This is a genomic window from Actinomadura macrotermitis (assembly GCF_009604375.1).
Classification (GTDB): Bacteria; Actinomycetota; Actinomycetes; order Streptosporangiales; family Streptosporangiaceae; genus Spirillospora; species Spirillospora macrotermitis.
Map to the genome: position 1 here is coordinate 520,687 of NZ_WEGH01000002.1, position 26,708 is coordinate 547,394.

Genomic DNA, 26,708 nt, shown 5'->3' on the forward strand with positions numbered 1-26,708 from the left:
CTACCCGGGCGCGTCCTGCCGGGCGCCGCGCTGGGAGAGCCGGACGCGTTCGGCGTGCCGGCCGAGCTCGGCGACGCGCTCCTCGTCGCGGGTCAGGTTCTCGCCCGTCGCCGGGTCGAAGATGTGCAGCCTGCCGGTGTCGACCCACAGCTCGGCCTCGTCGCCGGCGGCGATGAGGCTGGCGGCGTCCAGCGCGACCACGGCCTGGGTGCGCAGCTGGTCGCCGTCCAGCTCCCGCGACAGCTCGCGCAGCTGCGCGGCGAGGTCGGCGGGCGCCTCGTAGGGGACGTAGGCGAACTGCTCGTTGCCGAGCCACTCGGTGACGTCCACCCGGGCCCGCACCGTCTGGCCCGTCGCGCGCTTGTCGGCGCCGACCAGGGAGGCGTCCTCGAAGGCCTCGGGGCGGATGCCGACCAGCACCACCTCGCGCCCGGCGGCCGCCGCCGCCTTGGCCGGGTCGCGCAGGTCCAGCCGGCCGAGCGGCGTCACCAGCTGCGTCCCCTCCACCGACGCGGGCAGGAAGTTCATCGACGGCGAGCCGATGAACCCGGCCACGAACAGGTTGACGGGCTGCTCGTACAGCTCGCGCGGGCTGCCGACCTGCTGCAGCACGCCCTTGCGCAGCACCGCGACGCGGTCGCCGAGCGTCATCGCCTCGGTCTGGTCGTGCGTGACGTACACGGTGGTGACGCCGAGGCGGCGCTGCAGCCGGGCGATCTCGGTGCGCATCTGGCCGCGCAGCTTGGCGTCCAGGTTCGACAAAGGCTCGTCGAACAGGAACGCGTCGGCCTGCCGGACGATCGCGCGGCCCATCGCGACGCGCTGCCGCTGCCCGCCCGACAGGTTCGCGGGCTTGCGCTCCAGGTGCTCGGTCAGCTCCAGCAGCCCGGCGGTCTCGGTGACGCGGCGGCGCACCTCCTCGTCGGGCGTCTTGGCGAGCCGCAGCGGGAACGCGATGTTCTCGAAGACGGTGAGGTGCGGGTAGAGCGCGTAGTTCTGGAAGACCATCGACAGGTTGCGCTGCCGCGGCGCGACGGTGTTGACGACCTTGTCGCCGATGCGCATCTCGCCGGAGGTGATGTCCTCCAGCCCGACGATCATCCGCAGCAGGGTGGACTTGCCGCAGCCCGACGGCCCGACCAGGATCATGAACTCGCCGTCCTGCACGTCCAGGGAGACGTCGTTCACGGCCGGGAAGCCGTCGCCGTACTTCTTGACGATGTTGCTCATGGTGATGGCGGCCATGCCGGCTCCCCTATCCCTTGACGGCGCCGGACGTCAGCCCGGCGACGATGCGGCGCTGGAACAGCAGGACGATGACGACGACCGGGACGGTGACCACCACGGCCGCCGCGCAGATCGCCGTCGTGGGCTGCTCGAACTGCGACTCGCCGCTGAAGAACGCCAGCGCCGCCGGGACGGGCCGGGCGTTGCCGGTGGAGGTCAGCGAGATGCCGAACACGAAGTCGTTCCAGCAGAAGAAGAAGGTGAGGATCGCGGCGGTGAACACCCCGGGCGCCGCCAGCGGCACGATGACCTTGCGGAACGCCTGCCAGCTGGTGGCGCCGTCGACCTGCGCGGCCTGCTCCATCTCCCAGGGGATCTCGCGGAAGAACGCCGACAGCGTCCAGATCGCCAGCGGCAGCGCGAACGAGATGTAGGGGATGATCAGGCCCGGCCAGGTGTCGTAGAGGCCGATGTCGCGCCACAGGTTGAACAGCGGCCCGACCAGCGACACCACCGGGAACATCGCGATGGCGAGCGCGAACGACAGGATGATCTTCTTGCCGGGGAAGTCCAGCCGGGCGATGGCGTAGGCGACCAGCGTCGCGAACACCACCCCGACGAAGGTCGCGATCAGCGAGATGCCGATCGAGTTGATCAGGGCCGAGGTGAACAGGTCGGTCGCGAAGACCGTGTGGTAGTTCTCCCAGGTCCACTTCTTCGGCAGGAACCGGTGCACGTTGCCGATCTCGCCGGGCTGCTTGAACGACAGCATCACGATCCACAGCACCGGGAACAGCGCCCACACCAGGATGACCGCCGAGACGGCGATCCACAGCGCCTTCGAGCGGGCCGACTCCATCAGCGGTCACTCCTCACCTGGGACAGGTCCACCCGGAACCCCTTGATGAAGACCGCGGCGATCAGCACCACCGACAGGAACAGCAGCACCCCGACCGCGTCGCCGAGCCCGATCGCGGTGCGGCTGATGGTCTGCCGGTAGGTCAGGAACGACAGGGTCTCGGTCTTCTGCTGGCCGGCCGTCATCACGAACACGTTGTCGAAGATGCGCCAGGCGTCCAGGGTGCGGAACAGCACCGCCACCATGATCGCCGCGCGCATGTTGGGGATCGTCACCTTCCACAGCCGCTGCCAGGCGGTCGCGCCGTCCACCGTCGCGGCCTCGCCGAGGTCGCCGGGCACCTGGGCCAGGCCCGCCAGGAGCAGCAGCGACACGAACGGGGTCGTCTTCCAGATCTCCGACACGATGATGACGAACAGCGACGACCAGCGGCCGGAGAACCAGGCGTAGTCGCCGAGGCCGAACCAGGAGTTGACGAACCCCGACTGCAGGTCGAAGGCGTACTTCCAGGCGAACGCCGAGATCACCGTGACGATGCCGTAGGGCAGCAGGATCGCGGTGCGCACGGTGCGCCGGCCGAAGATCGCCTTGTGCATGACCAGCGCCAGCCCGAAGCCGATCACGATCTCCACCGCGACCGTGCAGAAGGTGATGATGAACGTGGTGAACACGTCCTGCCAGAACAGGCCGTCGGTCAGCGCGGTGACGTAGTTGCCGAACCAGACGAAGCGCTTGTCGTCGGGCGCGGTGAGCCGGTAGCTGAACAGCGACAGGTACAGGGCGTTGCACAGCGGGTAGGCGGTGACCAGCAGCATCACCAGCACGGCGGGCGCCGACAGCAGCAGCCCGAGCCGCCGCTCGGCGCGGCTGCGGTCGGTGGTCGCGGCGGGCGCCGGCGGCGCCGCCTGCACAGCGGTCATGTCCCCTGCCTCCTCACAGCAGCGCCTCGTCGCGCAGGACCTGGCGGATGAAGGTGGCCGACCGGCCCGGCGTGGTGTTCGGGTCCACCGACGCCGGCGGGTGCCAGCGGCTCTGCACGGCGCCCGACACGTCGGTGTAGTACGGCGTGATGGGACGCGGCGCGGCACTGTTGATCGAGTCGCGGATCAGCGCCGCCATCGGGAACTCCCTGACCACCTCGGGGTCGTCGAAGACCTCGGGGCGCGCGGCCGGGTTGCCCGAGTCGAGCATGTACTTCTTCATGTTCTCGGTGGAGGTGATGCACTTGACCGCCTCGACCGCGAAGGTGTTCCTGTACTTGCCGTAGGCGCCGATGCCGAGCTCGATGCCGCCGAACGGCGGCCTGCTCTCCTGGCCGGGGACGGCCCGCGGGTAGCGGGCCCAGCCGAGGTCGCCCGGAATGCTCTTGCTGATCACGCCGTCCTTGGCGTCGCCGTTCTCGGCGCGCCAGATGTAGCCCCAGTTGACCATGAAGCCGCCGCGCGGGCCGTTCAGCAGCGCGCGGGTCTGCTCCTCGATGTCGGTGGACAGCGTCGGGCTGGCCGCCTTGGAGTGCGCCAGCCTTGAGATGATCGCCGCGGCCTGCCGGCCCGCTGGGGAGCCGATCTCGATGGAGGCGTCGTCGCCCTTCTCGGCGTTGCCGATGATCCGCCCGCCGGACGAGGCGATCAGGGCGTTCACCCAGACCATGTAGCCCTCGTACTTGTTGCCCTGGGCGCCGACGGTGGTGCCGGTCCGCACCGCCGCGTCGATCATCTTGTCCCAGGTGAAGTCGGGCGCCGCCGGGTCGACACCGGCCCTCTTGGCGACCGACTTGCGGTACCACAGGACCTGGGTGTTGGCCCAGAACGGGGCGGCGTAGAGCCTGCCCTCCCAGGTGGAGTTCTGCACCGCCGCCGGGAACACGCCCTGGGTGAACTGCCGGCTCTCCTCCGGCGCGAACGGGCGCAGGAACCTGGCGTTCGCGGCCTCGGCGACGAACACCGGGTCCAGGCTCATGATGTCCAGGCCCGAGTCCTTGGCGGCGAGCCGCCGGATGAGCTGCTCGCGCTGCGCCGTCGCGTCGTTCGGCAGCACCGACGTGCCGATCCGGTACCGGCCGCCCGCCTTCTGGGTGCAGGCCGCGGCGAGCCGCGCCTGGCCGCCGTCGTCGGGGTTGGTGTACCACCGCAGGGTGGGGGCGCCGCCGCCGCTGGAGCACGCGGCCAGGCCGCCCGCCGTCAGGGCCAGTGCCAGCGCGCCGCGGATGCGGCGGCCGGGGCCGCGGTACCTCGCTCGCTCGACCATCGGGCCTCCCGAAGCGTCCTGCCACCTGCGGACACTTCGCCGGACCGCATGCGTGGCGGGGCCGGTTTCCATCAGAACACCGGACAACGACGCTGTCGAGGGTCGATACCCGGCGTGCGTGGAACGCAACACAGTCGAAACACGAAACACGCCGGAAACAGAACGGCATACGCCCCGAAACGGGCACCGGTGATTCTCGGGCGAACGCCGACCCCCGAAGGAGCCGACGTGCCCTCCACGATCGACGCCGGTGCCACCGCCTGGCTGCTGGCCAGCACCGCCCTGGTCCTGCTGATGACCCCCGGGCTCGCCCTGTTCTACGGCGGCATGGTGCGCGCCAAGAGCACCCTCAACATGATCATGATGAGCCTGGTCGCGATCGCGCTCGTCACCGTCGTCTGGCTCGCCGCCGGCTACAGCCTGGTCTTCGGCGCCGACCTCGGCGGCCTCGGCCTGCTCGGCGGCCTAGACCACCTCGGCCTCGCCGGCATCACCCCCGGCACCGCGCACGGCAAGGTGCCCGAGCTGCTGTTCGCCACCTTCCAGCTCACCTTCGCGATCCTGACGGCCGCGCTCATCAGCGGCGCCATCGCCGACCGGGCGAAGTTCTCCGCCTGGATGGTCTTCGTGCCGGCGTGGGCGCTGCTGGTCTACGTCCCGATCGCGCACTGGGTGTGGGGGCCGGGCGGCTGGATCGCCGGCCTCGGCGCGCTGGACTACGCGGGCGGCCTCGTCGTGGAGATCGCCTCGGGCGCGTCCGGCCTCGCCATGGCCCTGGTCCTCGGCCCGCGCATCGGGTTCCGCAAGGAGGCCATGCGGCCGCACAACCTGCCGATGGTGCTGCTCGGCGTCGGGCTGCTCTGGTTCGGCTGGTTCGGGTTCAACGCCGGCTCCGCCCTCGACGCCAACGGCACCGCCGCCGCGGTCTTCCTCAACACCCTGGTCGCCGGCTGCACCGGCCTGCTCGGCTGGCTGCTGGTCGAGCAGCGCCGCGACGGCCACCCCACCACGTTCGGCGCCGCCTCCGGCGTCGTCGCCGGCCTCGTCGCGATCACCCCGTCGTGCGGCTCGGTCAACGTGCTCGGCGCGCTGGCCGTCGGGCTCGTCGCGGGCGTCGTCTGCTCGTTCGCGGTCGGCTGGAAGCTGCGCTTCGGCTACGACGACTCGCTCGACGTCGTCGGCGTGCACCTGGTCGGCGGCATCGTCGGCACCGTGCTGATCGGCCTGCTCGCCGCGCACGTCATGACCGGCGGCGCGCAGGGCCTGCTGTTCGGCGGCGGCCTCGGCCAGCTCGGCAAGCAGGCCGTCGCGGCCCTGGCCGTCGGCGCCTACGCCTTCACCGTCACCTACGGGCTCGGCAAGCTGCTGGACCGCCTCATGGGCTTCCGGGTGTCGGCCGAGGACGAGAACACCGGCGTCGACCTCGCCCTGCACGCCGAGACGGCCTACGAGCACGGCGTCCTCGGCCACGCGTCGCCGATCGGCGGCGCCGTGCCGCTCGGCCGGCCGATGCCCGCGCCGGGCGTCCCCGGCGCGGGCGGCTGATCAGTAACCCCCGCCGTAGCCGCCATTGTCACCGGAGGAGGTCCCCGCGGCCTTCTTGCCTTCGGGAGTGCTGGCGAACCAGACGCCGCCGACGCCCTGCCCCTTGGCGTCGCCGGGGGCGGCGTCCTTGGCGTAGTAGTACATGGGCCAGCCGTTCACGGTGAGCTGGCACTTGCCGTCGTCCTTGCGCTCGATGAAGTCCACCAGCTTGCGGTCGACGCCTTCGAGCTTCAGGTGCTTCCAGCCGTTGAACACCACCGGCGGCCAGAGCGCCTTGCAGGCACCGAAGCAGGTGGTGGTGGGCGGCTTGGCCTTGTCCTTGTCGAACCGGTAGATCGTGCGGCCTTTGCCGTCGGTGAGGATCAGGCCGAGCTTGGGGTCCTGCTTGGCCTTCAGGACCGTCCAGCCGCTCCAGCGCCGACCGCCCGGCGGCGGCGGTGCCGCAGCCGGCGCGGCGCCGCCGCCCGCCTTCTTGCCGTCGGGCGCACTGGCGTACCAGGTGCCGCCGACGCCCTGCCCCTTGGCGTCGCCGGGGCTGACGTCCTTGGCGAACCGGTACAGCGGCCAGCCGCCGAGGGTGACCTGCCACTTGCCGTCCGGCCGCCGGACCTTGCCGACCAGGGCCTTGTCGACGCCCTTGACCTCGACGTCGTCCTTGCCGGCCCACACCGGCGGCCACTTCCTGGCGCACGCGTCCTCGCAGGTGGAGGCGGGCGGCCGGGCGGTGTCGTTGTCGAACCGGTAGAGCGTGCGCCCGTCCCCGTCGGTGACCACCCTGCCGATCCTGGTCACGCTGGCCACCTCCAGCGTCGTGGCCTGCGGGGCCGGATCGTCCGCAGGCTCCTCGGAGGGCCCGGGCGTCACCTTCGACCCGGCGGCGGCGTTACGCTGCTTGCCGGCCTCCTGCCCGCACGCGGTGAGGGTGATGCCGGTCGCGGTCAGGACGGCCACGGCGGGGATCGCCCAGCGTCGGATTTCCATGTCGTGTCCTCTCTCGCTGTCGGTCGATCGAGGCGGAGCGGCCGCACCGCCCTCCCGGATCGAGGGGCAGTACGGCGCGACGGCGGGACAGGGTTCACCCCCGCGGGAACCTCCAGGCCGCCCGCCCCCTCTTACAAGGGGACGGCGAACACCGACAGGAGCACGTGAGCATGGCGAACGACCAGTACCGGGCCGAGGCACCGGGATGCATCCTCTGGCCGCTGCGCGCCATAGCCCTGGTGATCATGGTCCCGCTGCGGCTGCTGTGGGAGCTGCTGAAACTGGTGGGGCGCGGCGTCGGCTGGGTGCTCGCCCAGTTCTCCCGGTACGTGCTGTACCCGCTGGCGGTCGCGCTGGCCTGGCTCTGGAAGACGCTGATCGTCGCGCCGGTCCGCTTCGTCGCGACCCAGATCTACCGCTGGATACTGCGCCCCATCGGCCTGGCACTCGCCTGGCTGTTCACAGCCCTCATAGTGCCGCCGCTGAAGCTGCTCTACCGCTACGTCCTGGCTCCGCTGGGCCGAGCGATCGCCTGGCTCCTGTACACCTTCGTCGTCGTACCGCTGGTAGCCCTGTACCGCTACGTCCTGGCCCCGATCGGCCGCTTCCTCGCCGCCACCTGGGCCCTCGCCGGCCGCATCCTGGCCTGGACCGGCCGGGTCTTCATCGTGACCCCGTTCCGCTGGCTGTACCGAACGATCCTGACCCCCGTCGGCCACGCCATCCGGGCAGTGTGGCGGGTCACGGTCGTCGCCCCGTCCCGCTGGGTCGGCCGCAACATCCTCGCCCCGGTGGGCCAGGCCTGCCGAGCCCTCCTCGGCTGAACATACTCACCCCACCCTGAGTACCAGCACGGATACCGTCCACCCACCGCACCCGGAAAGCTGTGACCTGCGCGGGTACCGAACGGGGGCACCCGCGCCCCACAGCAGGACGGAGCCCATGCCCTTCAGAGTGCGTCACCTGGCCACCGCGACGGCCCTGGCCTACGCGGCGGCGCCCCTGACCATCTACGGGCTGAGCTTCACGGACATGTTCGACGACGGCAGCCCGCAGAGCGCCGTCCGCGCCCTGACCTACCCGGCGTCCCTGGCGGCGCCACCGGGCAACATGCTCGCCTGCGCCCTCGCCGGCCTGCTCCAGGCCACCGCCGTCCTGACCCTCCTGCGCCGGCGGTCAGGCACCTGGGCCGAGCCGATCAACGCCTTCACCCACCACTACCGCCGCGGCCCCCTCATCTTCTGGTGGGCCTACGGCTACGCCGCCGTGTACTTCACCGTCGCGTTCTGGGCCCTGTTCACCACAGCGCAGAACAGCGAAAGCATGGCGGCCATCTGGCTGATGCCACTGATGGGCCCGGCCCTGCTCCTGATGGCGCTGCCGTTCAGCACCGGCGGCCTGCTGATCCTGGCCGGCCCCGCCCAGGCCTGGCTGCTCTGGCGCCTCCTACGAGGCCGCCACACGGCCACTTCACCAACAGCACCGCCCCGGCCGCAACCGCAGCCCACCGGCCCACCGGCCCACCGGCCCACCGGCCAGCGAACCGCTGGCTAGCAACCCTCCAAAGCCGCAAGGCCAGCGACACCGCACCACCCCACCCGCGCGGGTAGGCCGCGAGGTCGCTGTCATACGAACGCTTCACCAGCAGCGCCGTCCCAGCCGTAGCCGCAGCGCTCCCGGCCGCCAGTCCGGCAAATCACCGACCGGCACCTCCGGAGCGGCGAAGTCGGCGTCGCCACGCTGCCCCACAAGAGCGCATGGCCTGCCCTCATCTGTTTCGCCCGACGTGGGGTCAAGGCGACCACCGTCCAAATGCCCGCATTCTGCGCGGAGTCGCCATCAACGGGCACCTGTGGAACCTGCTCACCAGGCCGTGGATCCGGCCGCGACCAAGACCGGCATCACGCTCCGGCACCGCCCGGGGCAGCGCAGCCGTAGACGCGGAAGCCGGTCCCGCTCGGTGTCCGCGGCGGCTGAACGCACCGTCCCTAAAGACGGACGAAGCGGCGCCCCGACCTTCACCAAGGCCGCGAGGAGCGTTGCCTGCGGCGGCATGCCGGCACCGTGAACTGGCACGAAGAGAAAGATCGAGAACGGCGTGAACTTCCCCATGCCGTCGGCACATCCAGACGCCCCCATCGGCCCGCGGGTTCGGCCCATACCGGGTCGGCTTGATCACGTCCCGGCGCGCCAACTCCGCCGCCCGCGCCCCCATCTCACCCGGTACAGCGTGATCAACAAGGTCGCGCACCGAGGACGGGAGCAGGAACTCATGCGGAAGATCGCGATCACCGGCATGGCGGCGGCACTGGCGTTCGGCCTGACGGCCTGCGGCGGCGGCAACGACAAGACCGCGGCGCCCGCGCCCTCGTCGCCCACCGGCTCCGCGCCCGCGCCGGGCACCGCCACGCCCAACGAGGCGTCCACCCCCAGCGCCGCCCCCGCACCCGGCAACCCGGGCGCTCCGGGCACCCCCACGATCCGGCACACCCCGCCCGCGCCCCAGGCCGGCCAGCAGATCAAGTCCAAGTGGGGACAACTGCGCTACCTGGCGCCGGGCAAGTACCTCGTCGGCGACGTCGCCTTCTTCACCGCCACCGACACCGTCGTGTACGTCGCCGGCGGCACCTGCCCCGACGGCAGCACCCCGCCCGACAACAGCAAGTGCTCCCCCGAGGGGCTCGACGAGTGGGCCAAGGCCGGTCCGCACAACGTCACCGTCCGCTTCTCCGGCCAGACCGCCACCCTCATCCGCGAAACCCAGTGACGGCCGCGCGTCCATGAGGAAGAAACAGGTTCAGGGCGGCGGAACCTTGAAGCCCGCGCGGTGCAAAGCACCGTAGATCTGCACCGCGCGGATGGCACCGATCTTGCGGATGCCGAGCAGCCCGCGCTTACGCGCCACCTTCACCAGCTCCCCAACAGTGCGCAGCCCGGCCCGGTACAACGGCCCGAGAACACATTCGTCCAGCCCCAGGCAGCCGATGGCGCACCCCGCCCGCACACCCCGATGCCCAGGTTCATGCGCGACATCCAGTGACGCGGCGATGGCAGCGGCGGCCCGCTTCAGCGGCGCACGAGAAACGCACCCGCCGGGCCACACGAACAGGTCGTCGAACACCGATACCCGCTGCTGCCCGTAGGCCCACGGTGCGGTGTTGCGCACGACCAGATACGGCGCCCCCGTCGCCGGCGGTGACACCAGCCACGCCTCCACCCCGCGCAGATCCTGCAAGGCCCTGCCCAAGGCAATCAAGGGCAGGGCCTCGGCGACCTCTCGCCCGGCGCTCATGCCACCGGCTCCAGCACGGCGAACACGACCTTCCCGGCCTCGTCGGCGAGCGGTCGCACACCCCACTCACGCACCAGGTTCTCGATCAGAAAGAGCCCGCGCCCCGAAGTCGCATGCAGGCGGTGAGCCGATCCGGAGGGCTTCTGCGACACCGTCTTTCCCCTCCCGGACGGCTCGCACTCCGCCGTCGGCCTCGACGCTCTGCCGGTGCGCCGCACATGGCGTAGCGTGCGGGGCGAAGGTGCGCGATCTGGGGGCGGCTGATGGTTCGGCGTTCACGGCTCACTCTGTGCGGCGATGTCGGGCCGGCCGGCTGGGTCGTCGCGGGCGTCGGGCCGTTCGGGTCCGGGGTGGGCGCTCTGGTGCCGCACGGCTTCGAGGCCTACGCGCGGATCCTGCACCCGGCCTACGCGGCCGACGGGAGCCCGGTGACGTGGGCGCGGGTGGCCGCGTGGTCGGGCGGAGTGGTGCATCCGCGGGTGCAGTTCCAGTCGCTGGCCGGGCCCGTGCCGCGGACGGGCGACGCGCGGCCGTGGGCGCAGGAGCCCGACTCCGGGTCGCTGGACCCGGCGCTCCTGGCGGCGCTGTGCGACGTCCTGGCCCGGCACACCGAGTCGGCCGGCCGCTGCTGGTTCTGCGTCTGGGACGGGTACGGCCCGGCCTCGGCGGGCTCGACCGCCACGTTCACGGCGGACGCGGGCGACGCGTGGGAGCCCGACGTGCTCCCGCCGAAGATCACCGAAGGCCCCCGAGTGGAGCTGCCGGAACGCAGCTATCTCCTGCTCGAGGGCCCTCTCGACGCCGCCGGTGAACTCGCGATGTCACTCGCTCCGCAGTCGCCCAGCCTGTTCTGGCCCGATGACCGGGCGTGGTGCGTCACCACGGAGACCGATCTGGACTCCACCTACCTCGGGGGGACCGCCGCGCTCGTCGCCGAACTGCTGGCGGACGAGCGGCTGGAGGCCGTCCCGGTGCAGGTGACCGACCCGGTGTGGGCGGACAGCGACGAGATCAACCGCTGATCCGGATCAGCAGTGGATGGAGACCGTGCGGGTCTTCTTGCCGACGGTGGCGACCGGGGGCGTGTATCCGGGAGGCGCGTAGAGGGTGGCGGCCACCTCGCCGTGGTAGCGGCCGGTCCGGCAGACGAGCGCCGCGTTGCCCTTGGCCGTGCGCGACCCGGTGCTGCCGAACGCCTTGATCTTGGTGCCGCGGTTGCTGAAGAGGCCGACCTTCCCGCGGATCATCCGGAGCGGCTGGGTACAGGTCACCCCGGTGCGGACGTTGATGGTGCCGTGCACGTGACCGGACTTGTGCGGGATACCGCCGTGGTCGCCGATGAAGCGGACCTCGCAGTGGATGACCCGGACCCTCTGGGCCGCGGCACCGGTCGTGGCACCGGTCGTGAAGTCGACGTTGTACTTGGCCAGGACCGTGGGGCCGGCGGGCGTCGCCGCCTCCGCCGCCCCCATGGTGCCGACGACGCCCATGGCGGCCACGGCCCCCACCACGGCCAGCTTCCGCTTCAGACCCTGCGTGGAACCTCGACGCTGCTGTTCCATGCGCTGCCTCCCGTGCGATTGCCGAATCATGATCCCCAACGGGGATTTGTGACTTTGCAGCACACCTGAATAGGTGTCAACGAAATTCCCCGGGTTCCCGAATGGCCGAGATCGGCCATTGGCCTGACTGTTCCTGCACCCATGAAACGGAAGCAAGATCGGTATTAGACTTCCGGAGTAACGGGTATATCGACAGCAGGTCGGTTGTATCGTCTGGCGAAATATCATGTGACATAGATCTCGCGCCATCACTCCCGGAAACACGCCGATGGTCTTCCAGGGAAGTTGAGACCACCACATCCCAGCCATTCGCGTTTTTTATCCCTAAAGTGCGTGAAGCACCCCGAACAGCGACATCAACCCCGTCTCCGTCGCGACCGGGGCAGCCCGGCACGGACGCCCCGGACTTGACGACCGCTGCGGCCTCGTCCACGATCGGCCCCCATGGCGTCATGGATCAGCCGGTACCGGGACGGCGAGCTCTATCCCGTGTGGCAGGAGATGCGCGCGGGCGTCCCCGGCGCGCTGCGGGAGGACGCCGAGGAGGTCGTCCGGGAGACCATGACGCGGGTAGCCCTGAACTGCGATGTCATCGTGGAGCGCCTGAACGAGGCCGGGTTCGTGTTCGCGATGCCGGATGACACCCGGGTTCGGCCGACGGCGGCGGATACACGGGCCATCGCCCAGCTGGAACGGTCCTTCGGAGAACTGCCGTTGGCGCTGCGGGGCTGCTTCGAGCACGTGGGATCGGTGGATCTGCTCGGCGACGGTGGCGCGGCCCTGCCGCACGTCTCCTACCACCAGGACCCGCACGAGGAGTCGGGCCTGCTGCCCGATCCGCTGTGCCTCCCCTCGGCCGCGGACTTCCTGTCGCTCGCCGAGAGTTTCAGGGACGGCGGAACCGTGCCCTTCGCGCCGGACGACCTCCACAAGGCCAACATCAGCGGCAGCTCGCACTCGCTGGAACTGCCCGGCAGTCCGGTGGACCCCGTGCTGGACGGGGTGCCGCGCCGCCCCGGCATCACCCTGGTGGAGTACCTGCGGCTGTCGCTCGCCTGGGGCGGCTTCCCCGGATACGACGCCCTGCCGCTGGATCGTCCCCTGCCGCCCATGCTGGAGGTCCTGCGCCGCGATCTGCGCATGTTCTGACGTCAGGCGCCCTGGGAGCTGTGCCAGGCGGCGATGTGGGCGCGGTTGTTGACGCCCAGCTTGTCGAGGATGTGCGAGATGTGGTTCTCGACGGTGCGTTCCGACAGGTGCAGCCGGGTCGCGATCTGCCGGTTGGTGAACCCCTCGGCGATCAGCGCGGCGACCTGGGCCTCCCGGTTCGAGAGCGGGCTGCCGTCCGCGCCGCGCAGGGCGCCGGCGCGGGCGGCCAGGGAGGGCATGCCGAGCCGTTCGGCCTCCTGGTGGGCGTGTTCGCGGTGCGCGGCGGCGGCCCGCAGGTCGCCCGGGGCGCGGCGGCGCAGCCCGAGGACGGCCAGCTCCAGGTGGGTGAGCGCCTGGTAGGGCGGGGAGCCGATGGCGCGGCTTTCGGCGAGGGCGTTCCGCAGGTGGGTCTCGGCCGCGGGCCAGTCCTCCAGCAGGAGCGCGAGCCGGCCGAGCGACAGCGAGACGGGCCCGCCCCACGGGGTGGCGGACGGGGCCTTCACCTGGCCGCCCGCGAAGGGCAGCAGGGTGGCGTAGAGGGCGGGCGCGCCGGTCGTCTCGCCGAGCAGGGCGAGCAGCTCGGCGTTGCCGACCGCGATGATCAGCCATTCGTTGGTGTGCTCGGGCACCTCGGTCAGGTGCGGGGCGAGCTCGTGCCAGATCCGGGACGCCTCGTCGCGGCGGCCGAGGTGGGCGAGGACCAGGGCGAGCCAGGCGCGGGCGAAGTAGGGGCCCTGCTCGGTGAAGCGGCGGACGCGCGGCTCGACCTCGGCCAGCCCTTCGCCGGTGAGCACCGCGTCGTGGGCGACGAAGACCAGGTCGATGAACTCCGCGCCCTCGTGCCCGCAGCGCCGCCCGATGGTCAGGGCCTCGGCCGTCCGGGCGCGGCCCTCGGCGAAGCGGCCCTCCAGGTGGGCCAGGCCGGCCAGGGTCAGCGTCCGGTGCCAGCGCCACAGCGGCTCGCCGGACCGCTCGACCAGGTGGGTGAAGGCGGCCAGCTCGGCGTCGAACTCCACGCGCCGGCCCAGCTCGGCGAAGGCGTCCAGGCGCCAGCTGTGCCCCCACAGCGCGCATTCGGGCGGGCCGAGGCGGATCGCCCGCTCGCCGAGGGCCAGCCGCTCGTGCACGTGCCGCCGGTTGGCCAGCTCGGTGTGCCGGGCCTGCAGCGCCAGCAGCTGCGCCTCGGCGTCGCCGGTGCCCTCGGCCGTGGCGAGGGCCTGTTCGCCGAGGTCGCTTCCGCCGCTGGTGGCCCACGGGTCGGCGGTGATGGCGAGCTGGGCGAGCAGCCGTGCCCGGCGCACCGGGTCGGCGTCGCCCAGCAGGTCCAGCGCCTCCCGGCAGAGGGTGTGGACCTGCGCGGCCAGCGGGGAGAAGTGCTGGATGCCGCGCGGCACGGTGGCGGCGTCGGCGACGGTCCGCGCGTCGCCGGCCGCCCGGCTAAGGTCGGCGGCCTGCCGGCAGTGCCGCCACGCCTCCTCGACGTCGCCGCTGCGGAACTCGCAGCGGGCCAGCTCGACGAGCAGCCCGGCGCGGCGGGGTGCGGCGCCGGGCAGGGTGAGCGCCGCGCGGTACTGGACGGCGGCGTGCTCGTAGGCGAGGCGGGCGGCGGCCTGCCGGGCCGCTTCGAGGGTCGCCTCCAGCGCGCGCTCGCGCTCGCCGGCCTGCCGTAGGTGGTGGGCGAGCGACTCGATCGGGCCGTCTTGCAGCGCGCGCGCTGCCAGCGTGTGCAGGCGGCTGCGTTCGTCCGCGCCGAGGCGCGCGTAGAGGGCCTCCTGGACGAGGGCGTGCGCGAACCGGATCGCGCCGTCGTCGTCCAGCCGGACCAGCCCGGCCGCCACCGCCTCGTCCAGGACCTCGGGCGGTTCCCCGGTGACGGCGCCGAACAGTTCGGGCGAGAACTCCCGGCCCAGCACCGCGGCCTGCCGCAGCGCGCGCGCAGCCGGTGCGCCGAGCCGGCCGGTGCGCTCCTCGATCACCTCGCGGACGCCCTGCGGCAGGCCGCCCCCGGCGCGGCCGGTGACCCGGATCAGCTTCAGCAGTTCCAGGACGAACAGCGGGTTGCCGCCCGACCTGTCGCGCAGGCCCGCCAGCGCCCGCTCGTCCAGATCGCGGCCGAGCGTCCACGCCGCCAGCCGCCCGACCTCGCCGGGGCTGAGGCCGCCGAGCGCGATGTGCGAGCAGGCCCGCTCGCGCAGCACCGCGCGCAGCTCCGGCGGCTCGGGGCCGCGGTAGAGGCCGACCAGCAGCAGCGGCATGTCGGCGGCCTCGGCCGCCACCACCCGCAGCAGCGCGAGCGAGGACGGATCGGCCCAGTGCAGGTCGTCCAGCACCAGCAGCAGCCCGGAACCGGCGGCGTCCCGGACGGCCTCGGCGACCTGGTCGAACAGCCGCGGCCGGCTGCCGCCCGCCAGGTCCAGGCCGGGCAGCCGGAGCGTGCGGACGATCTGCGCCCACGGCCGGTACGGCGCGGCCCCCTCCCCCTCCAGGCAGGTGCCCCACGCGGTGCGGACGCCGCCGGCGCGGGCGCGGCGGCCGAGGACGTGCGCGAGCGCGGTCTTGCCCGCCCCCGCGTCGCCCTCGACGAGCACGACGCCGCCCTCCCCCGCGAGCGCCTCGGCCAGGCGCTCCTCCAGGAAGGCCAGCTCGCGTTCCCGCCCTACGAACATCGCGTTGAGTACCCCGCTGAGTGGAACCACCGATGCCCGTAGCCTGCCCGATTCCTAGCGTTGGCGGCAGGTCAAGGAGAAAGGAAACCCCCATGAACCGCTTCCACCTCGGGCTCCTGCTGTGCGCCCTGTCGGCCGCCTGCAACGTCGACGGGCTCATCGCGATCGCCCTGCCCGACCCGCCGCCGGTGTTCGTCGGCGTCGCCTCCGGCGTCCTCGCCCTCGCCACCCTCGCCGGGGTGCTGCTGGCCTGGAGCGAGCGCAGGGGCGGCACCGCCCTGGTGATCGTCTCCCGGCTGGTCTGGGCCGCGGTCATCGCCCTGCCGTCGTACTTCCTGGACGCGCCGCCCTGGGTCCTGGCCACGGTGAGCGCCGGGCTGGCCCTCGCCGCCGCCGGGATCGGGCTCGCGTGGACCGGCCGCCAGGCGCGGGCGACGGGGTGAACCCCGTGCCCGCCCTCGCCGCCACCGGCATCGGCAAGCGCTACGGCCGCCGCGTCGTGCTGGAGCGGGCGGAGCTGACCGCGCGGCCGGGCGAGGTGACGGCCGTCGTCGGCGAGAACGGCTCGGGCAAGACCACGCTGCTGCGCATCTGCGCGGGCGTCCTGCGGCCCGACACCGGCCACGTCACCCGCCTCGGGCGGACCGGCTACTGCCCGCAGGAGCCCGCGCTGCTGGAGCGGCTCACCGCCCGCGACCACCTGGTGCTGTTCGGCCGCGCCGCCGGCTGGGACCGGGCCCGCTCGCTGGCCGACGGCACCCGCGTCCTGCGCGCGTTCGGCTTCGACGGGCAGGACCGCACGCCCGTGCGGCACCTGTCCGGCGGCGGCCGCCAGAAACTGAACCTCGCCCTGTCCCTGCTCGGCGACCCCGACATCCTGCTGCTGGACGAGCCCTACCAGGGCTTCGACCACGGCGCCTACGTGGACTTCTGGGACTGCGTGGCGGCCTGGCGCGACCAGCGCAAGACGGTGGTCGTGGTCACCCACCTGCTGGCCGAGCTGTGGCGGGCCGACCAGGTGATCGAGGTGCCGGCATGCTCCGCGCGCTGACCGTCGCCGAGATGCAGGCCCGCGACCTGGCCCGCCGCTGGGTCACCCTCGGGCTGCTGTTCGGCCTGCCCGCCACCTGGTACCTGGCCGAGCGCGCGTCCGGTGCGCCCTGGGCGATCGGCGCGGGGGCGCTCGCCATGGGCTGGACGAGCGGCGCCGCGGCGCTGTTCGCGGTGCTCGGCAGCCGCCGGGTCGACCCGCGCCTGGTCCAGGCCGGCTACCGGCCGCTGGACATCCTGGCGGGGCGGATCGCGGTGCTGCTCGGCCTCGCCCTGCTGACCGCGACCGCGTTCGTCCTGCTCATCCTCGTCGGCTCGCACCCGGACCGCATCGGCGACCTGCTGCTCGGCCTCGGCTTCGGCGGCCTGGTCGCGGTGACCCTCGGCTGGGCCGTCGCCGCGCTCGTCCCGCACGAGCTGGAGGCCACCCTGGTGCTGATCGGCCTGGCCGGCATCGCGCCCACGGCGCCGGGGGCGGTCGGCCGGTACCTGCCCTTCTACCCGCTGCTGCGGTTCACCGACGTCACCCTGCCGCCGCCCGCCGCGCTGCCGCTCGTCCTGCACGCCCTCGCCTACACCGCCGCGCTGCTGACGGTGGCGCTCCTGCTCTGGCGCCGCCACGTGCGCGTCATCCGCTGAGGAACGGGCGGACGAGGGCGGCGAACGCCCCGGCCGTCGTGTAGGTGACGCCGTGCGGGGCGCCGGGGAGGGTCACCGCCGTGCCGTCCGGCAGCAGCCGGGCCACCTCCTCCGCCCAGGCGCGGGTCACCACCGGGTCCCGGCCGCCCCGCACCACGAGGGTGCGGTGCGGGACCCGGCGCAGCTGCGCCGGCAGGTCCAGGCCCGACGACAGGCGCAGCGTCCGCCACATGCGCCACGGCCCCGAGCACAGGTAGTCGCGGACGGCGAGCGGGACCAGCGACGGCGCCTCGCGCGGCGCGTCCAGCAGCAGGCGGCCGGCCTGCGCCGGCGGCGTCCGGGCCCGCGGGTCGCCGTTCGGGCCGGCCAGGACCAGCCGGCTCACCCGGCCGGGATGCCGCCCGGCCGCGACCGCGACGACCTGCGCCCCCAGGGAGTGGCCGACCAGGGCGGCGCGGGGCAGGCCGACGGCGTCCATCCACGCGATCAGGGCGTCGGCGAGGCCGGTGACGCCGAGGGGCTCGTCCGGGCGGTCGCTCGCGCCGATGCCCGGCAGGTCGGGGGCGAGCACGCGGTGGCCGGCCAGCCGCCGCATCAGCGGCACCATGGCGGCGCCGGACAGGCCGAGGCCGGGCACGAGCACCACGGCGGGCGCGGACGGATCGCCGAGCGTCCGCGTCCGCACCCTGAAGGGGCCCGCCCGGTCCCAGCGGCGGGTGACCTCAGCCGCCGCCACCGCCCCCTCGGTAGCGGCGCACGCCGACGAGCAGGGTGAACTCCACGATGGCCGAGGTCGCCGCGGCGAACTGCTCCGAGTAGAAGACCAGCAGGTCCACCACGCACACCATGAACAGCAGGGAGTACTGGGCGAGGGCCAGGCCGGCGTCCCGCGCGAACAACAGGAACGCCGCGAAGAGCAGCAGCGCGCCCGCCACGCCGTCCAGCAGGGCGCGGACTAGCACCAGCACGACGCCGCCGCTCCCCTTGAGGTCGATGCCCGCGACCCGCTGCAACCGGGCGGTCAGCGAGCCGGTCCGGCCGTCCCAGGAGTCCAGCAGGACATAGGCGACGGCCGCCAGGTCCGCGAGCGCCGCCGCGCCCGACAGCGCCAGGCCCGCGATCAGCAGGACGCGCAGCCGGGGCCGGGTGAACACCCGGCCCGCCAGGTCCGACAGGCGCCGGCCCCAGCGCCGCAGCCGGCCCGGCTCCGACACCGCGACGTCGGGGACGTAGTCCTGGAGCAGCCCGGCCAGGCGGTGCAGGTGGGGCGGGGCGTCCTTGTCGCCGGCGGCCACGCGCAGCCGCCGGTCCAGGTCGTCCTTACCCTTCTGGTCGAGGTCGCCGTCGAGCATGGCGCCGAGGTCGCCGAAGGCGCGGTGCAGCTCGTCCCGGGCCGACCGCTTCCGCCCCGAGCGCACCTGGACGTAGGCGAGCACGGCGAGCAGGAAGACCGCGTACACGATCGGGGCGGCGGCGGGGAAGAAGTAGTCGTTGTCCTGGGTGATGAGCTTGCCGACCTCGTCGATGAACAGGCCCGCCCCGACGCCCGCCAGCACGGCCGCCACCCGGGACACGCGCCGCCCGGACAGGACCAGCGGCAGCAGCGCGGCGACGAACAGCAGCAGCCCGCCCCACAGCGCGTGCGAGATGTGCAGCCCGCCGCCGCCCACCTGCGGGTACCCGGTGGCCGCCAGGTAGGCCCGGGTGGCCAGGACCGAGACGGCGAACCCGGCGAGCATCCACCGCAGGTACACCACGGCGTCGCCGCGCTGGACCAGCCGCCGCCGCAGCCCCTCGAACACCGCCGGCTCAGCCCTCGTCCAGCTCCTGCTCGATCGGCGAGGGGGCGGCGTCGCGCTCGTACTCGGCGAGACCGGCGGGGCCCTGCCCGTGCGCGCGGCGCTGCTCGGCGGCCTCGGTGCCGGTGCGGTCGGGCGCCGGGTCGACCGGCACCGACCGCAGCACCTCGGCCAGGTTGTCGTAGTCGGCCCGGGGCATCGCCCGCAGCGCCCGCAGCTGGGTCTCGTCGGCGCCGCGGTGCCGCGCGTGCTCGACGATCGCGTCCTTGCCGGCGGGGAAGTCCATGTCGTTCAGCACGCCTTTGACCTGGTCGGCATCGTGAAGTCTCATGACATGTCGCTACCCACGGCGACAGCTGGTGACTCTCCGGACCGAGCCCCGGAATGACACGAGCCGGTCCCGTCCAGGACGGGACCGGCTCGATCGGTCATTCGGCCGCGTCGGTGCGCCGGGCCAGGCGCTCCTGCATCCTGCGGGCCAGCTCGCGCTTCAGCGCCTTCGGGTCGCCGCCGGCGCGCTCGCCGGACGACTCGCCGCGCAGCGCCCTGCGCGAGATGTTCCTGCGCTGGCCGCCCACGCCCAGCAGGCCGTTGCGGTTCTTGGACATGCTCGTGCTCCCGTTCGGCAGGTGGTCGGAGAAGTCCTCGTCCGGCCTGCTCAGGAGCGCGCGGTTCAGAAGGTGATCGCGCTCCGGCCGGACCCGGCCGCCGGGCGATCGCGGTACACGCGCTGCGGAACGGGCCACCACGCGGTGGCCCGGGCGTTGATCAGCATGTCCGCCACGCTAGGCGCGGGCGGCCTGCGGCTCAACCGGTTTTCCGCCGAACGGGCTGTCGATGACGTAGCGCCAGCGCCCGTCGGGGCCGCGGCGCGCGACGTCGGTGGCGGTCCCGGTGATCCCCGCGTCCTCGATGGCCCAGTCGACGACCAGCAGGGCGACGTCGCCGGCGGTGTAGACGTGCCGGGGCCGCACGGTGATCGGCAGCCCGAGCCCGAGGAAGCGGGCGTTGGCCTCGTGCAGCGCGGCGCCGGTCACCGGCGCGCCCGGCTCGGGGACGAACACCGCGCCGTCCTCGTAGATCTCCGCCAGCGCCGCGGCGTCGCCCGCGTTGAAGCGCTCGGCGAAGACGGCGGGAACATTCTCGGGACGTTCGGCGAGCTCGCGCATCGGCGATCCTTTCGGGGAGGGATGCCGCACAAGCTAGGAGGCGTTTTCGTGGCTCACCAAACGGTTCGTCACCCAGGGCTGCCCGACGATCCGCGGGCGCGGGTCACCGAGCCGGCGCCCGACTGCCCGGTGGAGATCGCCCTGGCCGCCCTGCACGGCCGCTGGACGACGCTGGTGGTCCGCGAGCTCCTTCAGGGTGACCGCAGCTTCAGCGAACTGCGCGCCGCGCTGCCCGTCCTGTCGGACAAGGTGCTCACCGACCGGCTGGCGCGGCTGGCCGAGGCCGGGGTGGTCGCCCGGGAGCGGACGCCCGGCTGGCCGCCGCGGGTGCGCTACTCGCTCACCCCGCGCGGCCGGGGCCTCGGCCCGGTCCTTCAGGCCCTCTGGGACTGGGGCGCCCAGGCCGCCAGCAGCTGAAGCGCGGTGTGCGACGGGCTGCCCTCCTCGACGGTGTGCGCGATGAGCGCCTGGTCGGGGTCGTCGGGCATGCGCAGGGTCTCGTAGCGCAGGTCCAGCTCGCCGACGACCGGGTGCCGGTAGAGGTAGCGGCCGTGCGTCTTGTCGCTGACGCGCTGCTCGGCCCACGCCTCCCGGAACTCCGGGACGGCCGACAGGTCCGCGAGCAGCCGCTCGGTGCGCGGGTCGCCGGGGTGGCGGGCCGAGTCGTAGCGCAGGTAGGCGACGACGTCGGACGCCTTGCCGGGCCAGTCGGCGTACAGCTCGCGCATCCCCTCGTCCTGGAAGACCAGGCGGGCGAGGTTGCGCTGCTCGGGCGGCAGCGCGCCGAAGTCGGTGATGAGGGCGGCGGCGAGGGCGTTCCAGGCCAGCACGTCGGTGTTGCGGCCGACGATGTAGGCGGGCACGTCGCCGGCCGAGTCCAGCAGGCGCTGCAGGCCCGGCCGGACCCGCTGCGGCTCGGCCTCGGCCTGCCCGGTCCAGGGGCGCGCGAGCCGGTGCAGGTGGGTGCGTTCGGCGTCGTCCAGGCGCAGCGCGCGCGCCACGGCGTCCAGGACGGCCTCGGAGAAGTGCAGCGTGCGTCCCTGCTCCAGCCGGACGTAGTGGTCCACGCTCACCCCGGCGAGCTGCGCCAGCTCCTCGCGGCGCAGGCCGGGGACGCGGCGGCGGCCGCCGTAGTCGGGCAGCCCGAGTTCTTCGGGCCGGAGCCGGGCCCGGCGGGAGCGGAGGAATTCACCGAGTTCTGCGCGCCTGTCCATGACGTCAGTATTCCGGGTGATCTTCGGGGCGAGCCTGGTCATGCCGTGCCCAGGCACGGGAGGCCACTGGGTAGGGCTTTTCCGGGCGGCCAGAGTGATGGCCATGGAGAACGAGCACACCATCGCAGACATGAAGATCAGCCGCCTCGGGTTCGGTTCCTGGGCGGTCGCCGGCGCCGGCTGGCGGTTCGCCTGGGGCGCCACCGACGACGCCGAGTCGATCGCCGCGATCCGGCACGCCGTCGAGTCCGGCGTCAACTGGATCGACACCGCCGCCGTCTACGGGCTCGGGCACTCCGAGGAGCTGGTCGGCAAGGCCATCGCCGGCCTGGCCGACAAGCCGTACGTCTTCACCAAGGCCGGGCTCGTCTGGGACCCCGCGGACCCGCAGGCCGCGCCGCGCCGGATCATGAAGCCGGCCAGCGTGCGGCGCGAGGTGGAGGACTCGCTGCGGCGCCTCGGCGTGGACCGCATCGACCTGTACCAGGTGCACTACCCCGACACCGGCGAGTCGCTGGAGTACGCCGGCGGCGGCTTCGGCGCGGTGTCGCCCAACGCCACCCCGCTGGAGGAGTACTGGCAGGTCATGGCCGACCTGAAGGCCGAGGGCAAGGTCCGCGCGATCGGCCTGTCCAACCACGGCGTGGAGCTGCTGGAGGCCGCCGAGAAGATCGCGCACGTGGACGCGGTCCAGCCGCCGTTCTCGGCGCTCAACCGGTCGGCCGCGGCGGAGATCGCCTGGGCGCGCGAGCACGGCACCGGCGTGATCGTCTACTCGCCGATGCAGTCCGGGCTGCTCACCGGCGCGTTCACCGCCGAGCGCGCCGCGGCGCTGCCCGCGGGCGACTGGCGCGCCGCGCACCACGACTTCACCACCGGCCTCGCCGCGAACCTTCAGGTCGCCGAGGCGCTGCGGCCGGTCGCGGCGCGGCACGGCGCGACCGTCGCCGAGGTCGCCGTCGCCTGGGCGCTGGCCTGGCCCGGCGTCACCGGCGCGATCGTCGGCGCCCGCAGCGCCGCGCAGGTCGACGGCTGGATCGGCGCCGCGGGCCTCACCCTGACGCCGGCCGACCTCGAGGAGATCGCCGCCGCCATCACCGCCTCCGGAGCGGGCACCGGCCCCGCCCGCGCCGTCTGAACGGGAGCACCGCCATGCCACTGACCGTCATCGCCGAATGCGTCGCCTCCCCCGGCCAGGAGGACCGGCTGCGCACCGCGCTGGAAGCCATGATCGAGCCGTCGCTGGACGAGCCCGGCTGCCTGGCCTACCGGCCCTACACCGACCCCAACGACGCCGCCCGGATGGTCATCGTCGAGGAGTGGACCGGCCCGCAGGCCCTGGAGGAGCACTTCGCCACCGACCACTTCCGGCACGTCGAGCGGGTCCTCGCCCGGATCCTGGCCGAGCCCCTGGTCGTCCGGCGGCTGGTCGAGGCCGGGTGACGCGCCCCGCGGTACGGGCCCGCCGGGCCGGGCCCGTACCGTAGGAGGGGCTTTTTGGAGGGGAATCGCTTGTATCGACTTCTGTTCTCGCTGGTCATCACGCGGGTGCCGGCCGAGACCGCGCACCACTGGACGATGCGGGGGCTGCGCCTGGTGCAGGCCGTCCCCGGCGCGGCGCCCGCGCTGCGCCGGGTGCTCGCGCCGCGCGACCCGGCCCTGGCGGTGCGCGCGCTCGGCCTGGAGTTCCCCGGCCCGCTCGGCCTCGCCGCCGGGTTCGACAAGGACGCCGTCGCCTACGACGCGCTCGGCGCCTTCGGGTTCGGGCACGTGGAGATCGGCACGCTGACCGGGCAGGCGCAGCCGGGCAACCCCGCGCCGCGGCTGTTCCGGCTGACCGCCGACCGCGCCGTCATCAACCGGATGGGCTTCAACAACCACGGGTCGGCCGACGCGGCGCGGCGGCTGAGGAACCGCAAGGCCGGGACCGTGGTCGGCGTGAACATCGGCAAGACCAAGGTCGTGCCGGAGGCCGAGGCCGCCGCCGACTACGTCGCGAGCACCGAGCGCCTCGCCCCCTACGCCGACTACCTGGTGGTGAACGTCAGCTCGCCGAACACGCCGGGGCTGCGGAACCTGCAGGCCGTGGAGCACCTGCGGCCGCTGCTCACCGCCGTCAAGGACGCCGCCGGCGGGGTGCCGCTGCTGGTGAAGATCGCCCCCGACCTGGCCGACGACGACGTCGACGCCGTCGCCGACCTGGCCCTGGAGCTCGGCCTGGACGGCATCATCGCGACCAACACCACGATCGCGCGTGAGGGCCTGCGCAGCCCCGCCGGGCTGGTCAAGGAGACCGGCGGGCTGTCGGGCGCGCCGCTGAAGGAGCGGTCGCTGGAAGTGCTGCGGCGGCTGCGCGCGCGCACCGGCGACCGGCTGGTGCTCATCTCCGTCGGCGGCGTGGAGAACGCCGACGACGTGTGGGAGCGCATCCGGGCCGGGGCGACGCTCGTCCAGGGCTACACCGGCATGATCTACGGCGGGCCGCTGTGGGCGTACCGCATCCACCGGGAGCTGCGGCGGCGGCTGCGCGGCAGCGCGTTCGCGACGCTCGCCGACGCCCGGCGCTGAACTTTGCCGTAGCGCGGGTTGCCGCCGACCCCATCGGCGGCACCAGCAGGGTATGCCCCGGCATGCCAAGACGATGGCGCACCGCAGTGTCGCGGTGCGGGTCGCGCTGACGCTCTGCGTCGCGCTGCCCGCGCTGGTCCTGCGGCTGTCGGGCGCGCATCCGGCGCCGATCGCCGGGATGGCGGTGTACGGGGCGGGCGTGCTCGCCGCCGCCATCGTGCTGATGTGGGCGGCCGAGACCGCGCGGGCCGACATGTCGGGCGCGCTGGCGCTGGCGCTGCTCGCCCTGATCGCGGTGCTGCCCGAGTACGCCGTCGACCTGTACTACGCGTACGCGGCGGGCTCCAAGCCCGAGTACGCGGCGTACGCGGCGGCCAACATGACGGGCGCGAACCGGCTGCTGGTCGGCGTCGGGTGGTCGCTGGTGGTGGTCGCGTTCGCGCTCGGGCTGCGCCGCCGCAGGCTCCCGGCGCGCGAGGTGCGGCTGACCCGCGGGCACCGGATCGAGCTGGGGTTCCTGGCGCTCGCCGCGGTGATCGCGTTCGTGCCGCCCATGGCCGGCGAGATCGGGTGGTACGTCTCGGCCGTCCTGATCGCGCTCTACCTCGCCTACATCGTGCGGATCGCCCGGTCCGGCGGCGGGGGCGAGGAGGAGCTGACCGGCGTCCCGGCCTGGTTCGCCGCGCTGCCCGCCCGGCCGCGCCGGATCGCGACCTGGGGCGGGTTCGCGCTCGGCGCGCTGATCGTGTTCGCGTCGGCCGAGCCGTTCGCCGAGTCGCTGGTGCACGCCGGCTCGTCCCTCGGCATCGACGAGTTCCTGCTGGTGCAGTGGCTGGCGCCGCTCGCCTCCGAGGCGCCCGAGCTGATCGTGGCGGTGGTGTTCGCCTGGCGGCTGCGCGACTCCGACGCGATCGGCGCGCTGCTGTCCAGCAAGGTCAACCAGTGGACGCTGCTGATCGGCACGCTGCCGCTCGCCTACAAGGCGGGCGGCGGCGCCTGGTCGCTGCCGCTGGACGACCGCCAGATGGAGGAGGTGCTGCTCACCGCCGCGCAGACCGTCCTCGGCCTGGCCTTCCTGGTCGACCTGCGCTTCCGCCGCTGGGAGGCGGCGCTGCTGTTCGCGCTGTTCGCGGTGCAGTTCGCGCTGCCCGGTCAGCATGCCCGGCTGCTGCTGTCGGGCGTCTACCTGGCGATCGGCTTCTCGGTGCTGATCGCCAGGTGGCGGCTGCTCGCCCGCGCGATGGCCGCGACGATCCGCTAGACCTCGAAGAAGCCGTCGGCGATCAGCTCGGGCAGCACCGCGTCGGCGTGCGCCCGGACCTGGTCGGAGTCCAGGTCCATCAGCTGGGCGATGGCGTCCAGCAGCCGGTCCAGCGGCAGCGAGCCGTCGCAGACGCCGGCGAGGGCCGCCTCGACGGTGCCGACCCCGGCCGCGCGGCGCAGCCCGCCGGACTGGCGGAGCAGGATCCGCTCGGGGTCCTCGGCGCCGGGCGGGCCGATCTGCTCCTGGACGATCCCGGCGGCCGCGCGCACAACCTTTCCACAGCCTGTGGAAAAACTTTGGGATGCGGCCAGGCCGTCCAGCACCCGGTCCACATAGGCGCCGACGGGCTGCTCGACCGCGTGCCGCAGCTCCTCGACCCGGATCGCCGGATCGGCCGCCCCCGAGCGCCGCAGCGTGATCCAGCCGAACCCGATCCCGGCCACCCGCTGCGCCTGGAACGCCTCCAGCCACGCCTCGTACCGGCGCCGGTACCCGGGGGTGCCGGCCTCCGCCGAGTCGCGCAGCCACAGCTCGGCGTACTCGGCCGGGTCCTGGACGTCGCGCTGCACGATCCACGCCTCGCAGCCCGACTCCGCCGCCCACGCCCCGACGCGCTCCTCCCAGGGCTCGCCCTCCACATGCAGCCAGTTCGCCAGCATGTGCAGGTGCCCGCCGTCGGTCAGCAGCGCGGGCCCCTCGGTCACCAGGCGGCGGCAGAACTCGTCGCCCGGCATGCCCGTCTCGCGGTAGCTGTGGCGGGACTCGCCGGGCGGCGTGACGACGAACGGCGGATTCGACACGATCAGGTCGAACCGCCATCCCCGCACCGGCTCCAGCAGCGACCCCTCCAGCAGCTCCACGTCGCCGATGCCCGACAGCGCGAAGCTCATCGCGGCCAGCTCCAGGGCGCGCGGATTGACGTCGGTCGCGGTGATGCGGACCGGCCGGGGCCGCACCTTCGGGTCGGCCAGATGCAGCGCCTGCACGCCGCAGCCGGTGCCGAGGTCCAGCGCGTTGTCCACAGGGCTGTGGACAACGAGGCGGGCCAGGTTCGCCGACGCGCCGCCCGCTCCGACGACATGGTCGGGCCGCAGCGCGTCCCCCGAACCGGGCCGCACCTTCAGGTCCGACACCGCCCAGCCGGCATGGCCCGAGCCGGTGACCGACTCCAGCGGCTCGACGTGCAGCAGCGGCCGCAGCTCGTCCCCGGACCCGGCGGCCAGGCCCGCCGCGACGAGCGGCTCCGCGAGCTCGGGAGCCGCAGCCACCGGGACCTGGAGCCAGAACAGGCGGGTCAGCGTCTCCAGTGGCGAACCGCCGCCGGTCGCGCGCAGCGCCGGGACGATCTCGTCGCGGGCCAGCGCCCCGCCCGCCACCGGGCCGAGCAGGCGCCGCACGCCGTCCACGGTGTAGTCCGCGCCCTCCAGCAGGTCGCGGACGGGTTCGAGAAGTGCGAGGTGATCGGGCATCCGCCCAT

General features: G+C 73.4%; 30 protein-coding genes. 14 read left to right on the forward strand and 16 right to left on the reverse strand.

What is annotated here, in order from left to right; translation table 11 throughout:
• Genes ACRB68_RS14225 through ACRB68_RS14240 form a run of 4 tightly spaced genes read right to left on the reverse strand, consistent with a single transcriptional unit; the run spans position 1 to position 4,333 of the window.
• Positions 1-1,245, reverse strand: coding sequence for an ABC transporter ATP-binding protein (locus ACRB68_RS14225; RefSeq protein ID WP_153532960.1), 1,245 nt, complete (start codon positions 1,243-1,245; stop codon positions 1-3).
• Between the two features lie 10 nt (positions 1,246-1,255).
• Positions 1,256-2,086 (reverse strand): carbohydrate ABC transporter permease, encoded by an 831-nt coding sequence (locus ACRB68_RS14230; RefSeq protein WP_153532961.1) that lies wholly within the window; start codon positions 2,084-2,086, stop codon positions 1,256-1,258.
• Positions 2,086-3,006 carry a carbohydrate ABC transporter permease gene (locus ACRB68_RS14235; protein WP_153532962.1) on the reverse strand — a complete coding sequence of 307 codons (921 nt, stop codon included), beginning with the start codon at positions 3,004-3,006 and terminating at the stop codon, positions 2,086-2,088. The genes ACRB68_RS14230 and ACRB68_RS14235 overlap by 1 nt, the downstream gene beginning before the upstream one ends.
• A 13-nt stretch (positions 3,007-3,019) precedes the next feature.
• Positions 3,020-4,333 carry an extracellular solute-binding protein gene (locus ACRB68_RS14240; protein ID WP_153532963.1) on the reverse strand — a complete coding sequence of 438 codons (1,314 nt, stop codon included), beginning with the start codon at positions 4,331-4,333 and terminating at the stop codon, positions 3,020-3,022.
• Positions 4,334-4,561: 228 nt separating this feature from the next.
• Here ACRB68_RS14240 and ACRB68_RS14245 point away from each other — a divergent pair, with 228 nt between their 5' ends.
• Positions 4,562-5,878: an ammonium transporter gene (locus ACRB68_RS14245; RefSeq protein ID WP_328594193.1), complete on the forward strand. Its 1,317-nt coding sequence runs from the start codon at positions 4,562-4,564 to the stop codon at positions 5,876-5,878.
• Here ACRB68_RS14245 and ACRB68_RS14250 read toward each other — a convergent pair whose 3' ends face one another.
• Entirely contained in the window at positions 5,879-6,859 is a 981-nt protein-coding gene (locus tag ACRB68_RS14250) for a hypothetical protein (protein ID WP_153532965.1), read from the reverse strand.
• A gap of 170 nt (positions 6,860-7,029) precedes the next feature.
• Between ACRB68_RS14250 and ACRB68_RS14255 the strand changes: the two genes are divergently transcribed.
• The 3 genes from ACRB68_RS14255 (at position 7,030) to ACRB68_RS14265 (ending at position 9,626) form a co-directional block, all read left to right on the forward strand.
• A complete protein-coding gene (locus tag ACRB68_RS14255) occupies positions 7,030-7,683 on the forward strand; it encodes a hypothetical protein (protein WP_153532966.1) in 654 nt (217 codons plus the stop codon).
• Positions 7,684-7,801: 118 nt separating this feature from the next.
• On the forward strand, positions 7,802-8,413 hold the full coding sequence (locus tag ACRB68_RS14260; protein WP_153532967.1) for a hypothetical protein: 612 nt from the start codon (positions 7,802-7,804) through the stop codon (positions 8,411-8,413).
• 718 nt (positions 8,414-9,131) lie between these two features.
• Positions 9,132-9,626, forward strand: coding sequence for a hypothetical protein (locus ACRB68_RS14265; protein WP_153532968.1), 495 nt, complete (start codon positions 9,132-9,134; stop codon positions 9,624-9,626).
• A gap of 30 nt (positions 9,627-9,656) precedes the next feature.
• Here ACRB68_RS14265 and ACRB68_RS14270 read toward each other — a convergent pair whose 3' ends face one another.
• Positions 9,657-10,151, reverse strand: a complete 495-nt coding sequence (locus ACRB68_RS14270) for a hypothetical protein (RefSeq protein ID WP_153532969.1) — start codon at positions 10,149-10,151, stop codon at positions 9,657-9,659.
• Entirely contained in the window at positions 10,148-10,303 is a 156-nt protein-coding gene (locus ACRB68_RS14275; RefSeq protein ID WP_153532970.1) for an ATP-binding protein, read from the reverse strand. The genes ACRB68_RS14270 and ACRB68_RS14275 overlap by 4 nt, the downstream gene beginning before the upstream one ends.
• A 111-nt stretch (positions 10,304-10,414) precedes the next feature.
• Here ACRB68_RS14275 and ACRB68_RS41235 point away from each other — a divergent pair, with 111 nt between their 5' ends.
• Positions 10,415-11,173: a hypothetical protein gene (locus tag ACRB68_RS41235; RefSeq protein WP_235959385.1), complete on the forward strand. Its 759-nt coding sequence runs from the start codon at positions 10,415-10,417 to the stop codon at positions 11,171-11,173.
• A 6-nt stretch (positions 11,174-11,179) separates the two neighbouring features.
• Here ACRB68_RS41235 and ACRB68_RS14285 read toward each other — a convergent pair whose 3' ends face one another.
• A complete protein-coding gene (locus tag ACRB68_RS14285; protein WP_153532972.1) occupies positions 11,180-11,713 on the reverse strand; it encodes a hypothetical protein in 534 nt (177 codons plus the stop codon).
• A 444-nt stretch (positions 11,714-12,157) separates the two neighbouring features.
• On the opposite strand from ACRB68_RS14285, the gene ACRB68_RS14290 reads away from it, so the two are divergent.
• A complete protein-coding gene (locus ACRB68_RS14290) occupies positions 12,158-12,862 on the forward strand; it encodes a hypothetical protein (protein ID WP_153532973.1) in 705 nt (234 codons plus the stop codon).
• A 2-nt stretch (positions 12,863-12,864) separates the two neighbouring features.
• Here ACRB68_RS14290 and ACRB68_RS42470 read toward each other — a convergent pair whose 3' ends face one another.
• A complete protein-coding gene (locus tag ACRB68_RS42470) occupies positions 12,865-15,558 on the reverse strand; it encodes a helix-turn-helix transcriptional regulator (protein ID WP_328594195.1) in 2,694 nt (897 codons plus the stop codon).
• Between the two features lie 62 nt (positions 15,559-15,620).
• Between ACRB68_RS42470 and ACRB68_RS40170 the strand changes: the two genes are divergently transcribed.
• From ACRB68_RS40170 to ACRB68_RS14305, 3 genes are read left to right on the forward strand one after another with little or no spacing between them, the layout of a single operon-like run.
• Positions 15,621-15,971, forward strand: a complete 351-nt coding sequence (locus ACRB68_RS40170; protein WP_194293315.1) for a hypothetical protein — start codon at positions 15,621-15,623, stop codon at positions 15,969-15,971.
• The gene (locus tag ACRB68_RS14300; RefSeq protein ID WP_194293316.1) at positions 15,938-16,579 is read left to right on the forward strand and encodes an ABC transporter ATP-binding protein; all 642 of its coding nucleotides are present in this window, start codon (positions 15,938-15,940) and stop codon (positions 16,577-16,579) included. The genes ACRB68_RS40170 and ACRB68_RS14300 overlap by 34 nt, the downstream gene beginning before the upstream one ends.
• A complete protein-coding gene (locus ACRB68_RS14305; RefSeq protein ID WP_153532976.1) occupies positions 16,564-17,217 on the forward strand; it encodes a hypothetical protein in 654 nt (217 codons plus the stop codon). The genes ACRB68_RS14300 and ACRB68_RS14305 overlap by 16 nt, the downstream gene beginning before the upstream one ends.
• Here the strand turns inward: ACRB68_RS14305 and ACRB68_RS14310 are convergent.
• The 5 genes from ACRB68_RS14310 to ACRB68_RS14330 all read right to left on the reverse strand — a co-directional run bounded on the left by ACRB68_RS14310 (position 17,207) and on the right by ACRB68_RS14330 (position 20,185).
• A complete protein-coding gene (locus tag ACRB68_RS14310) occupies positions 17,207-17,953 on the reverse strand; it encodes an alpha/beta fold hydrolase (protein ID WP_153532977.1) in 747 nt (248 codons plus the stop codon). The genes ACRB68_RS14305 and ACRB68_RS14310 overlap by 11 nt on opposite strands.
• Entirely contained in the window at positions 17,940-19,019 is a 1,080-nt protein-coding gene (locus ACRB68_RS14315) for a hypothetical protein (protein ID WP_153532978.1), read from the reverse strand. Before ACRB68_RS14315 ends, ACRB68_RS14310 begins: the two co-directional genes overlap by 14 nt.
• Positions 19,020-19,026: 7 nt before the next feature.
• A complete protein-coding gene (locus ACRB68_RS14320) occupies positions 19,027-19,347 on the reverse strand; it encodes a DUF2795 domain-containing protein (RefSeq protein WP_153532979.1) in 321 nt (106 codons plus the stop codon).
• A 97-nt stretch (positions 19,348-19,444) separates the two neighbouring features.
• Positions 19,445-19,624: a DUF6243 family protein gene (locus ACRB68_RS14325; RefSeq protein ID WP_153532980.1), complete on the reverse strand. Its 180-nt coding sequence runs from the start codon at positions 19,622-19,624 to the stop codon at positions 19,445-19,447.
• Between the two features lie 177 nt (positions 19,625-19,801).
• The gene (locus ACRB68_RS14330) at positions 19,802-20,185 is read right to left on the reverse strand and encodes a YybH family protein (RefSeq protein ID WP_153532981.1); all 384 of its coding nucleotides are present in this window, start codon (positions 20,183-20,185) and stop codon (positions 19,802-19,804) included.
• A 48-nt stretch (positions 20,186-20,233) separates the two neighbouring features.
• Between ACRB68_RS14330 and ACRB68_RS14335 the strand changes: the two genes are divergently transcribed.
• On the forward strand, positions 20,234-20,602 hold the full coding sequence (locus ACRB68_RS14335) for a winged helix-turn-helix transcriptional regulator (RefSeq protein ID WP_328594197.1): 369 nt from the start codon (positions 20,234-20,236) through the stop codon (positions 20,600-20,602).
• Here ACRB68_RS14335 and ACRB68_RS14340 read toward each other — a convergent pair.
• The gene (locus tag ACRB68_RS14340) at positions 20,560-21,399 is read right to left on the reverse strand and encodes a helix-turn-helix transcriptional regulator (protein ID WP_153532983.1); all 840 of its coding nucleotides are present in this window, start codon (positions 21,397-21,399) and stop codon (positions 20,560-20,562) included. The two genes, ACRB68_RS14335 and ACRB68_RS14340, sit on opposite strands and share 43 nt — an antisense overlap.
• A 130-nt stretch (positions 21,400-21,529) precedes the next feature.
• Between ACRB68_RS14340 and ACRB68_RS14345 the strand changes: the two genes are divergently transcribed.
• From ACRB68_RS14345 to ACRB68_RS14360, 4 genes are all read left to right on the forward strand, one after another.
• Positions 21,530-22,537, forward strand: a complete 1,008-nt coding sequence (locus ACRB68_RS14345) for an aldo/keto reductase (protein ID WP_207709693.1) — start codon at positions 21,530-21,532, stop codon at positions 22,535-22,537.
• Between the two features lie 14 nt (positions 22,538-22,551).
• Positions 22,552-22,842: a putative quinol monooxygenase gene (locus ACRB68_RS14350; protein WP_153532985.1), complete on the forward strand. Its 291-nt coding sequence runs from the start codon at positions 22,552-22,554 to the stop codon at positions 22,840-22,842.
• A 69-nt stretch (positions 22,843-22,911) separates the two neighbouring features.
• On the forward strand, positions 22,912-23,967 hold the full coding sequence (locus tag ACRB68_RS14355) for a quinone-dependent dihydroorotate dehydrogenase (RefSeq protein ID WP_153532986.1): 1,056 nt from the start codon (positions 22,912-22,914) through the stop codon (positions 23,965-23,967).
• A 73-nt stretch (positions 23,968-24,040) separates the two neighbouring features.
• Entirely contained in the window at positions 24,041-25,228 is a 1,188-nt protein-coding gene (locus tag ACRB68_RS14360) for a sodium:proton exchanger (RefSeq protein ID WP_153532987.1), read from the forward strand.
• Here the strand turns inward: ACRB68_RS14360 and ACRB68_RS14365 are convergent.
• A complete protein-coding gene (locus ACRB68_RS14365) occupies positions 25,225-26,700 on the reverse strand; it encodes a DUF7059 domain-containing protein (protein WP_153532988.1) in 1,476 nt (491 codons plus the stop codon). The genes ACRB68_RS14360 and ACRB68_RS14365 overlap by 4 nt on opposite strands.
• Between the last annotated feature and the right edge of the window lie 8 nt (positions 26,701-26,708).